The 12,045-nt window shown below is 26.1% G+C and carries 12 protein-coding genes and 1 pseudogene; all 13 read left to right on the top strand.

Features of this window, described 5'->3' with window-relative positions:
- Positions 1–50 precede the first annotated feature (50 nt).
- Positions 51–1,127 carry a nicotinate-nucleotide--dimethylbenzimidazole phosphoribosyltransferase gene (cobT, locus tag ACFIJ5_RS05355; RefSeq protein ID WP_379804688.1) on the top strand — a complete coding sequence of 359 codons (1,077 nt, stop codon included), beginning with the start codon at positions 51–53 and terminating at the stop codon, positions 1,125–1,127.
- 20 nt (positions 1,128–1,147) lie between these two features.
- The gene (gene cobC, locus ACFIJ5_RS05360; protein WP_379804690.1) at positions 1,148–1,741 is read left to right on the top strand and encodes an alpha-ribazole phosphatase; all 594 of its coding nucleotides are present in this window, start codon (positions 1,148–1,150) and stop codon (positions 1,739–1,741) included.
- A gap of 21 nt (positions 1,742–1,762) precedes the next feature.
- Positions 1,763–2,311 carry a bifunctional adenosylcobinamide kinase/adenosylcobinamide-phosphate guanylyltransferase gene (cobU, locus tag ACFIJ5_RS05365; RefSeq protein ID WP_379804691.1) on the top strand — a complete coding sequence of 183 codons (549 nt, stop codon included), beginning with the start codon at positions 1,763–1,765 and terminating at the stop codon, positions 2,309–2,311.
- Between the two features lie 11 nt (positions 2,312–2,322).
- Positions 2,323–3,078, top strand: coding sequence for an adenosylcobinamide-GDP ribazoletransferase (gene cobS / locus ACFIJ5_RS05370; protein WP_379804693.1), 756 nt, complete (start codon positions 2,323–2,325; stop codon positions 3,076–3,078).
- Positions 3,079–3,404: 326 nt separating this feature from the next.
- Positions 3,405–3,923 (top strand): annotated as a pseudogene (gene cobO, locus ACFIJ5_RS05375) (cob(I)yrinic acid a,c-diamide adenosyltransferase); the annotation flags it as partial.
- A 502-nt stretch (positions 3,924–4,425) separates the two neighbouring features.
- A complete protein-coding gene (gene ymfI, locus ACFIJ5_RS05380; RefSeq protein WP_379804695.1) occupies positions 4,426–5,166 on the top strand; it encodes an elongation factor P 5-aminopentanone reductase in 741 nt (246 codons plus the stop codon).
- A 351-nt stretch (positions 5,167–5,517) separates the two neighbouring features.
- Positions 5,518–6,288 carry a sigma-70 family RNA polymerase sigma factor gene (locus ACFIJ5_RS05385; RefSeq protein ID WP_459253873.1) on the top strand — a complete coding sequence of 257 codons (771 nt, stop codon included), beginning with the start codon at positions 5,518–5,520 and terminating at the stop codon, positions 6,286–6,288.
- 69 nt (positions 6,289–6,357) lie between these two features.
- Positions 6,358–7,230, top strand: a complete 873-nt coding sequence (locus ACFIJ5_RS05390; RefSeq protein WP_379804699.1) for a damage-control phosphatase ARMT1 family protein — start codon at positions 6,358–6,360, stop codon at positions 7,228–7,230.
- Positions 7,231–7,384: 154 nt separating this feature from the next.
- Positions 7,385–7,720: a hypothetical protein gene (locus ACFIJ5_RS05395; protein WP_379804702.1), complete on the top strand. Its 336-nt coding sequence runs from the start codon at positions 7,385–7,387 to the stop codon at positions 7,718–7,720.
- Between the two features lie 172 nt (positions 7,721–7,892).
- Entirely contained in the window at positions 7,893–8,108 is a 216-nt protein-coding gene (locus ACFIJ5_RS05400) for a hypothetical protein (RefSeq protein ID WP_379804704.1), read from the top strand.
- 64 nt (positions 8,109–8,172) lie between these two features.
- Positions 8,173–8,688 (top strand): ferritin family protein, encoded by a 516-nt coding sequence (locus ACFIJ5_RS05405; RefSeq protein ID WP_379804707.1) that lies wholly within the window; start codon positions 8,173–8,175, stop codon positions 8,686–8,688.
- A gap of 328 nt (positions 8,689–9,016) precedes the next feature.
- Positions 9,017–11,374 carry an ATP-dependent DNA helicase gene (locus ACFIJ5_RS05410; RefSeq protein WP_379804709.1) on the top strand — a complete coding sequence of 786 codons (2,358 nt, stop codon included), beginning with the start codon at positions 9,017–9,019 and terminating at the stop codon, positions 11,372–11,374.
- A gap of 127 nt (positions 11,375–11,501) precedes the next feature.
- Positions 11,502–11,990 (top strand): TspO/MBR family protein, encoded by a 489-nt coding sequence (locus ACFIJ5_RS05415; protein WP_379804711.1) that lies wholly within the window; start codon positions 11,502–11,504, stop codon positions 11,988–11,990.
- Positions 11,991–12,045 lie beyond the last annotated feature (55 nt).

A 12,045-nucleotide genomic window follows, 5' to 3' on the forward strand; every position in this document is an offset into this window, starting at 1 on the left:
GAATAGGTAAATGATTATACAATTTTCGATTTAAAGTTAGGGGGATTTTGATGGGTTTATTACAGCAAACATTAAACAATATTACAGATTTAGATGAAAATGCAGTCAAAAGGGCATGGAATAAGATTGATAATTTAACTAAGCCCATTGGTAGTTTAGGAAGGCTAGAAGAAATAGCTGTTCAAATAGCTGGTATAACAGGAAAGGTATTTCCTAAAATAAATAATAAAAATATAATTATAATGTGTGCTGACAATGGAGTAATAGAAGAAAACGTTACAAACTGTCCTAAAGAGGTAACTCAAATAGTAACCAATAATTTCACAAAAGATATCACAGGAGTATATGTACTTTCTAAATTTGCACATTCTGATATTACAGTTGTTGATATAGGAGTTGATTATGAGTTTAATAATCCTAAGATTATTAATAAAAAAATAGCATATGGTACTAAAAATATGACAAAAGAATCGGCTATGACAAGAGAACAAGCCATTAGAGCAATAGAAGTAGGTATTGAAACTGTAGACAAGCTAGTAGAAGAAGGAGTAGATATGTTAGGCACAGGAGAAATGGGTGTAGGTAATACAACAACTAGTGCTGCAGTTTTAAGTGTATTATGTGATTTAGATCCAGAGATTACCGTAGGAAAAGGTTCCGGTATTACTAGTGAACAGTTAATGTGTAAAAGAAATGCAATTAAAAAGGCAATAAAAATTAATAATCCTAATAAAGAAGATGTAATTGATGTATTGTCTAAAGTAGGAGGTCTTGATATTGCAGGACTTTGTGGATGCTTTTTAGGTGCAGCTAAAAATCGAGTATCAATTGTTATTGATGGATTTATAGCTTCAGCAGCAGCTTTATGTGCATACAGATTAAATCCACTTTGTCAAAATTATATGTTTGCATCACATTTATCAGCAGAGCCAGCAGCAGTACATATGTTACAAGAAATTGGACTTGAGAGTATGTTAAATTTAAAAATGAGATTAGGGGAAGGCTCTGGATGTCCTTTAGCATTTAATGTAATAGAAGCAGCGATTTATACTATGGAAAATATGGGAACATTTCAACAAGCCAATATAAATGGTGATGAGTACATAGATATTAGAAAAGATCAGTAAAAGAAAATAGGAGTGGAATAATGAACATATATTTTTTACGACATGGACAAACTAGTGAGAATACCAAAAGTGTCTATTATGGAAGTTTAGATGTAAATTTAAATGAGAAGGGTATTCAACAAATAAAAAAAGCAGCTAAATTTTTTAAAAATATAAAAATAGATAAAGTATACATAAGCGATAGAAAAAGAACATTTCAAACTGCTAGTATAATAATTGGTAATAAAAAAGATATACCTATAATTGTTGATAATAGATTAAATGAGACAAATTTTGGAGATTTTGAAGGTAAAAATTATGATGAACTAGTTAAATTATATCCAGAGGAATGTAAAAAATGGATAGAAGATTGGAAAACATTTCGTCCAGTTAATGGTGAGACTTTTATAGAAATGTACACTAGAACTTCAGGATTTATGGATGATATTAAAAATTCAAAAGATGAAAATATATTAGTTGTTACTCATTCAGGAGTTATTAGAGCAGCACTTTGTTATGTTATGGATGCAAACATGGATTTGTTTTGGAAATTTGGATGCATAAATGGTGACAGAGTTACTATAAAGTATGAATATGAAAATTTTTATATTGATTCAATAACTCATTGTGATTAATATGTATGGAGGTAATTTGATATGAGTAAGGTTGTACTTGTTACAGGTGGATGTAGAAGCGGCAAAAGTACTTTTGCTGAGAATTTATTAAAGTTAGAAGATGATGTATTATATATTGCAACAGCTATAGTAACAGATAATGAAATGCAGGATAGAGTAAAAAAACATAAAGCTAGTAGGAATCAAAAGTGGGAAACATATGAAGGATTTAAAGATTTAGATAAAGTAGTTGAAAATTGTAACCATAAAAACATAATGCTTGATTGTGTTACAGTAATGATTACAAATTTAATGTTTGATAAGTACAAGGATTATGACAATGTATCGATGAATGAAGTGGATCAACTTATAAAAGATATAAAGCATGAATTTGAAAAATTTATTTTAAAAGTTAAAGAAAAAGATATAAATTTAGTAATGGTTACTAATGAAGTAGGAGCGGGAGTTGTTCCTGAATATAAATTAAGTAGAATATTTAGAGATATAGCAGGATTTACTAATCAATTTATTGCAAAATTGAGTGATGAAGTTTATTTAACAGCTTGTGGACTTCCTTTGAAATTAAAGTAGGAGATGAGAACATGAAAGAATACATAAGTGATTTTTTTCTTTTAATTCAATTTTTAACCAGAATACCTGTGAATAAAAGTTTACCTTGTGAAAAAGAAAATTTTAAAAAAGGAGCAATATTTTTTCCTATAATTGGACTCATAGTAGGAGGATTACAGTGGATTATAAGTTGTTTATTTTCTAAAATTTTACCACCTACTATTACAGCTGTTTTAGCTATTGCTGCTGCAATTTTAATAACTGGTGGACTTCATGTAGATGGCTGGGGAGATGTGTTTGATGGATTTTTTTCTTTTAAAGGTGGTAAAGAAAAGATTATAGAAATAATGAAAGATAGTAGAATTGGTGCATATGCAGGAATAGCAATTTTATGTAATATACTACTAAAATATTCAGCAATATCATATTTGATAGACAAGAATTTGTTAAATGCAATAATAATTGCACCAGTTGTAGGAAGGTGTTCATTAATATTTATATCTTATATTGGTAAGAATGCAAAAAAAACAGGTTCAGGAAATATATTTATAGGTAATATGGATATTAAAAGAGTAGTAATAAGTTATTTAATAACAGCTTTAATTACAATACCTTTAATAGGAGTTAAAGATGGATTAGTTATAATGGGTTCTTCAATTATCATCACTTTTTTAGTTAATAAATTTTGTGAACACTATATAGATGGACTTACAGGAGATACATTGGGATTTACTAATGAAGCAGTTGAACAATTAGTATTAGTAGTATTTATAGCCATTAATATGTAGTTCGATTTTCATGGGTGACAATAGCCGCTTCGGGAAATGATATATTGCTTAGAAACCTTTCACTTTAAAGATAATTAATAGTTAATAATGAATAATGAATAATTAAGGAAATTTTGCCTTAGGGCAAAATAACTAATATATAATTAAAGATTTTTGTAAAGCAAAAATCAACATTTATTATTAATTTTTAATTGTTGTTAAATGTTTCTTACGCAGTATATCATTTCCCTTCGCTAAGCAGTATTTTTTATTGTGAAAGTTGAGCAATTAATAATTTAAAATGTAAAATTAAGAATGAATGAAATTTTGAAAAAGTTGAGGGATGTAAAATGGAGAAGGGTTATATCCATGTATATACGGGAAACGGAAAAGGAAAAACTACTGCAGCTGTAGGATTGGCTGTAAGAGCAGCTTTAAGTGGAAAAAAAGTATATATAGGTCAGTTTATAAAAGGTATGAAATACAATGAAACTAAAATTGAAGAATATTTAAAAAACATAAAAATTGAACAATTAGGAAGAGATTGCTTTATAAATAGAGAACCTAATGAAGAAGATATAAAGTTTGCCTGTGAAGGATTAAATAAATGCGAAAGAATTCTCAAGGAAGGAAAATATGATGTAGTTATTTTAGATGAAATTACAATAGCTTTATATTATAAGTTGTTTGATGTTGAACAAGTAATTTCAGCTATTAAAAATCGTAGTGAAAGTGTAGAAGTTGTTATAACTGGTAGATATGCACCAAAGCAACTTATTGATATAGCTGATTTAGTTACAGAAATGAAAGAAGTCAAACATTATTATACTAAAGGTGTACTTTCTAGAGATGGAATAGATAGATAATTCAACCTTTACATGTAACAAATATCCGCTACGGGAAATGATATCTTGCTTAGAAACCTTTCACTTCACAAAGTAATTCTAAGGTCTAAAAATTGTGTTGATAATAAGTATCTAGAGCCTGTGAAGTAAATATCTATATAGTGTTAGGAATCGTGTCACTTCAGTAACAAGTTCTAAGTCTTACTCATATTCAAAAGAAGATTTCTTACAAATATTCCAAAGGAATTGGTTATCAGAAAATAACTCTTTTGAAATTCGTAAGACTAAGAACTTGTAGACTTTGTTCCAATGATATCCTATACACTATATAGATATTTACCACAGGCAAAAGGTTTTATTTTATAATATAAAATCTTGTCTAATATACTGTGAATTTTTAGACCAAGAATTACTAGTTGTTTGTTCAAATGTTTCTTACGCAATATATGATTTTCCTTCGCTAGATAGTATTTTTTTATGTGAAAGTTGAGAGAGATAAGAAATAGAATGAAAGGTGATAGGAATGGATTTAGGAGGAAAAGTAGCATTAGTTACAGGAGCATCTAGAGGAATTGGAAGAAGTATAGCGTTGGAATTAGCAAAAAATGGAACAAGTGTTATACTTAATTATAGAAAAGATGATGAAGGTGCAAATGAAACATTAGAATTAATTAAAAAATTAGGAGGATATGGAACATTATATAAGACAGATATAAGTGATTATTCTTCATGTAAAAATATGATAGATGATATAATTAAGAAATTTGGAAAAATAGATATACTTATAAATAATGCAGGTATTTCTAAGATAGGTCTGTTTATGGATATGTCAGAAGAAGATTTTAATGAAATAATGAATATAAATTTTAAAGGTGTATTTAATTGTTGTCACAATGCAGTAAAATATATGATTGAAAGAAAATCAGGAGTTATGATAAATATTTCCTCTATATGGGGAAATGTTGGAGCTTCATGTGAAGTTTTATATTCTGCTTCAAAGGGAGCAATAAACTCATTTACTAGAGCACTTGCAAAGGAATTGGCTCCTTCAAATATAAGAGTAAATGCTATAGCTCCAGGGGTTATTGATACAGATATGAATAAGTGTTTTTCAAATGAAGAAAGAGAAGAAATACAGCAAGAAATACCAATGATGAGGTTTGGAGAAGGCGAAGATATAGCCAAATTAGCAGTGTTTTTATGTGGAGAAGGGTCTAAATATATAACAGGACAAATTGTAACAGTAGATGGAGGAATGCTGTAGGTAATGAAAAAATATAGTTGAGTCAAGTATAATTTTTTTAAAATAGAGTTCTAAAATCTTTCTGGAAAATCAGAAAGATTTTATTTTTTTTATATAAGTGTGTTACCAAAAACATATGTTAAGAAACTATTAAAAAATTAAAATTTGTAATTTTCTAAAGGTTTTTTCAATATAATATAGAACATTAAAGTAATAAAAGAAAATGAAAATGATTGGTTGGTGGTGTATATGTATTGCTCAAATGAAGTAGTAAAAAAAATAATAAACACTCCTTCGAAAATTAATAAAGAGGAATACATTAATTTAAGTAACAAAGAATTGATACGTAGGTATAAAGTAAATAATGATGAAATGGCAAAGGAGGCACTTATATTAAATAATATTAATTTAGTTAGAAAAATAGCTTATAGGAAATCAAATTTTTGCAGTTTTAATTATGAAGATTTAATACAAGAAGGTGTATTAGGACTTATTAAAGGAATAGAAAAATTTGATATTAATAGGAATACGGGTTTTGCCACTTATGTTTATTATTGGGTAGTGCAGTCAATAGATAGAGCAATATATGATAGAGGTTTTTTAGTTAGGTTGCCTGTTCATATAATAGAAAAAATAAATAAGATAAATAAGCTGGAAAAACAATATCTTATAAATGATGGAGAAATAAAAGAAGATTTAATATGTCAGAAATTAGATATATCAACAAATGAATATAATGAATTAAAAGCATACGAGCAGAATATGAAAAGAATATCTTCACTTAATCAAAGTGTTATTAGTGAAGATGCAAGTGATGATGGTCAATTATTAGATATAATACCTTATTCAGCTAAGATTGATATAAGTGAGAATAAAGAAAATATTAATGTTGAAGATATGGTCTTTTCTAAATTTTTGAGAATAGATATTGATAAGTTACTTTGTACACTCACACCAAGAGAAGAAAATGTAATACGCCAAAGATTTGGATTATATAATGAAAAGCCAAAGACATTAGAGGAGATAGGAAAAAGTTATAATGTAACAAGAGAGAGAGTAAGACAAATTGAAAAGAAAGCTATTAGAAAATTAAGGCATCCTAGTCGTTCTAAAAAACTTAGAGATTATTTAGTCCGCTGCTAATGACAGCGGATTTTTTTACTTAGAATATAATTTATGATAATATGTGATGTATAGTGAGGAGTGATAAAAATGAATACATTTGTCGATTGTATTGGGTGTATAGTAAATAAGGCAGAAAAAACCTGTGACAAATACATAAAGGACAAGCAAATAAAATATAAAGTTATGCAAAAAATATTAAAAGAGATAATAAATACGGATTATAATAGAACAACACCGTATATAAATTCTAAAATAATGAGAATAATAAAAAGAGAAGTAAATATTCAAGATATGTTTATAAAAGAAAAAGAATATTTTAATAAAAAAATTTTAGGTATGGAAAAAGATATAGAAGATTTAATAAAAAATCAAGAGGATAGTTTATTTGCAGCATTAAAATTAGCTTCAGCTGGTAATATAATTGATTTTGGTGCGTTAGATAATGTTACTTTTGATATGGTAAAGCAAATAATTGAAAAAACTTTGAAAAGTCAATTTAATAGTAATCTTTTTAATAAATTGGAACAACAAATTATAAAGAGTAATACTTTACTATATTTAGGAGATAATGCAGGAGAGATAGTTTTTGACAAAATGTTTATAAAAAAAATTAAGGAAAAGTATCCACATATAAATATTATTTTTGCAACAAGAGGATATCCTACTTTAAATGATGTGATAGAAGAGGATGCATATTATGTTGGAATGGATAAGTATGCAAAAATTATAAATAACGGTACAGATATTCCAGGTACAGATATTTTAGAGACTTCTGAAGAATTTACAAAAGTGTTTAATGATGCAGATATCATAATAGCTAAAGGACAGGGAAATTTTGAATCATTACAAGGATGTACAAAAAATATATATTACATTTTTTTATGTAAATGTGAAATGATTGTTAAAAAATTATCGTCGGAGAAACTAGAAAACATGTTTATTCATGAATCTCAAATTTAGGAAGCAAGAGGTTTCTTAGTACATAATTAACAAAGTTATAATTAATATAAATTTAATTAATATAAAATATTAGTTAAATTTATAACAAAATTAGAAGGAATTTTGAACAATTCATAGAATATATAATATATGAAAATATAGGAGGTGTTGTAGGATGGGTAGTAAATATAAAGTTGGCGATGAATTAATGGTTATAGAAAATGTGAGTGATGATGTAAAAAAATTAAAAGAAATGACAAAGCTAGAAATTAAAGGTGATTTTGCAGAAATATCTTGGGGATTAAAAATAATTGATGTTAAATATGATAGACCTTATGTGATAGTAACATATAGAAATGTATATGGTGAAGAAAATAAAGTCATGGCTAAATGCATAAGTGAAGAAAATTTTGATGAACAAAGAGTACTTGAAAAAGCATTATTAAAAGCATTCCAGTCAGAAATAATAAATATAACTGTAACAAAAACTAAAACAAAGAGAGAAAAATAATACTAGATAAAGATTTCTAAATCAGAGTACAAGATTTAGAAATCCTTATTTTTTTTGTGTTCATATATCAAGGTTAACTAATTTAGAGGTGAAAAAGTATGAAACAAAGAAGGTAATATATAGTAAAATATAGTGTGATATATAAATATAAATTCACATAGGGGGTAAGAATATGGCTACATTATTAGGAATAATTATTTTTTTAATAATCGGTGTAGTTATAGCGGCAATTGTTGGGGCAATAGTTTTACCAATAGCATCAATTGTATTAGCTATTGGTATTGTAATTGCTATAATAGCACTTATATTTAAATTTGTATTTGCAATACCTTCATTAGTTATAATTTTAATATTAGCACTTATATATTATTCTGTAAAAAACAAATAATCGTAATAACTTTATTTATTTTAGAATAATATTATATTGATATAATATTATTTTGGAGGAATATATGAGTTATACAACTAAAAATGGCCAACCTCAAGGTAAAGCATGTCTTTACTCAAATAAAATAAGGGAAGATATGATAAGTGAAATAATAGCTATCAATGGATATGAAGAACATATTGCATTATCTGATATTGAAGAGATAAATGAAGTTTGGCATCATATAGTAGAAGATGAAAAAAGACATTATGGGATGTTCTTAGAATTACTAAGAAAAATAGATCCTATTCAATATAAAAAATATGAAGAGGTACAAGAACACCTTAATTTAAGTGGAAAACATAAATATCACAAAGAAAATATAAAATCAGATAAAGATTTAATATTAAATATGGTAAGAGATGATATAAAGGGAGAATTAGAAGCTGTTATTTTATATGAGGAACATGTTATGAGTATACCATCTAAAGAGGTTAGAAAAATATATTATGAAATTATAAATGATGAAAAGGAACATTTAGAAGAATTAACGTTAGTTTTAATGAAGTATGATAAAGACAAATATGGACCAATTGAGTAGAAAAAGTTGAAAAATACTATGTTAAAAGTGAAAAATTCAAAGTATAAAGTTCAAATAAGGATAATTTTCTGAAGAGCATCTTCAGAAAATTTAAAATATATTTTAAGATGAACTTTTTATTTTGAATTTTTTATTTTTGCAAAAATATTAAAATGTTCAGTTATGGGATATAGTTTAAAAATATAAGTAATTAGTGTAAAATTAAATTGTCTATGTTAAGGATTATTTTTATCTGAAAAAGTTTAAATACTAATTAATATATAATGTATAAATAAATTTTTTGCCAGTTGTAGATATGGTATAAAAATAGAGTGGAAGGATAATTTTTATGCAGTATGATAAAAATATACAGATTTCAGTAAGAAATCTTGTTGAATTTGTTTTAAGATCTGGAGATTTAATTTCAAGCTTTAAAGGAATTTCCAGAAATGTAGATGCAATTAAAATTCATCAAAAAATACAAAAAGCATATTCTAAGGAATATTCAGAACAATATTTAAAAGAAGAATATTTATCATATGATACAAATGTTGAAGAAATTAATATACAAGTTAGTGGACGTGCAGATGGTATTATTATTTTGGAAGATGAGGTAATAGTTGATGAAATAAAAACAACAACATCACCATTGAAAGAAATTAATGAAGATTATAATTTACTTCATTGGGCACAAGTAAAATGTTATGCTTTTATTTATGCTTCTCAAAATAATTTAGAAAAAATAAAAGTACAACTTACCTATTATCAATTTGAAAGTAAGGAGACAAAAAAATTAATAAAAGAGTTTACTAATGAAGATTTGAAATACTTTTTTAATAATTTAATAAATAGTTATGTACAATATGCTAAGATGATTAAAAATTGGATTATAGTAAGGGACGAATCAATTAATAAATTACAGTTTCCTTATAAAACATATAGAGAAGGGCAAAGAAAACTAGCAGTAGCAGTATATACATCTATAAAACAAGGAAAAAAGCTTTTTGCAGAAGCTCCAACAGGAATAGGTAAAACAATAGCAACAATTTTTCCATCGATTAAAGCAATAGCAGAAGGAGAATGTTCTAAAATTTTTTATTTAACTGCAAAAACTATAACAAAGGAAGTAGCAAAAAAAGCTTTTTTAAATCTAACATGTAATGGATTAAGATTTAAAACGGTTGAATTAACATCAAAGGAAAAAATATGTTTTAAAGATAAAAAGTGTGATCCAGATGAATGCGAGTTTGCTAAAGGACATTTTAATAGAGTAAATGAAGCTGTTAAGGATATTTTTGAAAATGAAGATATATTTGTTAGAGAAGTTATTGAAAAATATGCACAAAAACATAAGGTTTGTCCTTTTGAATTCTCTTTAGATTTATGTGACTGGGCTGATTGTATAATTTGTGATTATAATTATGTATTTGATCCAAGAGTATATTTAAGAAGATTTTTTGATACAAAGAGTGATTATGTTTTACTTGTAGATGAAGCTCATAATTTAGTTGATAGATCAAGAGAAATGTATTCTTGTGAATTAAATAAAAAATCAGTTTTAAAATTGAGAAAAAATGTAAAAAAAGAAATCCCTAAATTATATAAAAACTTAGGAAAAATAAATTCATTTTTTTTAAAGTACAAAAAGAAACTAGGGGATAATAAAGAAAATTTAGTAGAAAAAGAACAGCCTAAGGATATTTATCCTTTACTTTCAAGTTTCATAGGAATATGCGATGAATGGTTAAATGAAGACAAAGAAAGTGATTTTAAAGAAGAACTTTTAGATTTTTACTTTAAAATATTTGCTTTTTTAAGAATTGCTGAATTTTATGATGAGAGATATGTTACATATGTTGAAAAAGAGTATAAAGATTTAAAAATAAAGTTATTTTGTTTAGATCCTTCTTTAGTGATTAACAATACAACTAAAAAGGTTAAATCAGTAGTATTTTTTTCAGCTACATTGACTCCTATAGACTATTTTATAGATATATTAGCATTAGGGGAGAAGTCTTTTAAAATTCGACTACAATCACCGTTCCCTAAGGAAAATTTATGTTTAATGGTAGATAGCAATATTTCAACTAAATATAGAATGAGAGAATATACTTATGATAAAGTTATAAAAGATATTATAAGTGTTGTAGGTGGCAGAAAAGGAAACTATTTAGTGTTTTTCCCATCTTATAGTTATATGAATAAAATATTTGAATTTATATCTGAAATAGAATTAGATTTCGATTTGATAAAGCAAGAGCAGGGAATGAGTGAAATAGAAAAGGAAGAATTTTTGAATAGGTTTTGTGAAACTAATGATAAAACATTAGTGGGATTTGCAGTTATGGGAGGTATATTTGGAGAAGGAATTGATTTAGAAGGAGATAAATTGGTAGGAGTAATAGTAGTAGGTGTAGGTATGCCTAAAATTTGCTTAGAACGAGATATAATAAAAGAATATTTTAATAAAAGTAATGGTAGAGGATTTAAATATGCTTATACATATCCAGGAATGAATAAGGTAATGCAGGCAGTAGGTAGAGTTATAAGAACAGAAAAAGATAAAGGTGTAACTTTACTTATTGATCAAAGATTTTCAAACAATACGTATAAAAGGTTATTCCCTAGACATTGGTATCCACTTGAAATTCGTAGAAATAATGACTATATAAATAATATTATAAATAAATTTTGGAATAATATATAATGAAACGTTATATTAGTGTGATGAAATGAAAACTAGTAGAAAATTAATATTATCATAAACTAAAATTTAGTTTCATAAGTTTTAGTATAGTTATTATTTCAAAGGAGATGGGAATATCTGCAATGTTTTGAAAGTAAATGGTAAAAGAGATATAGGAACTTTTTTAATAAGCATAATAATAACAGAAGGTACAGGATATTTAAGTTCTGTTTTAACGAGAGGTTCACAAAATATCTATAATACTTTAAAAAGACCTTGGTTTTCACCACCGCCATGGGTTTTCCCAATAGTATGGATAGTTTTATTTTTTTTAATGGGTTTAGCATTATATAGAATTGTAATGCTGCAAAAACAAGGGGAAGACGTTAAAAAACCTATTACATTATTCACTATTCAGTTAGTTTTAAATTTTTTATGGCCTATACTATTTTTTAGATTAAGACTTATAGGATTAGCTTTTTTCGAGTTAATAATATTAATAATATTTATATTATTAACAACAGTAAGTTTTTATAAAAAAGATAAAATAGCAGGGTATTTATTTATACCTTATTTACTTTGGAGTATGTATGGTGCTGTATTAAATTATTTTATATGGAGTTTAAACAATATGTAAACAAAAAGATACTTTGAGTTAAGATTCAAAGTATCTTTTTGTTTAAAGGGACTTA

The organism is Haloimpatiens myeolchijeotgali (assembly GCF_042688525.2).
Classification (GTDB): Bacteria; Bacillota; Clostridia; order Clostridiales; family Clostridiaceae; genus Haloimpatiens.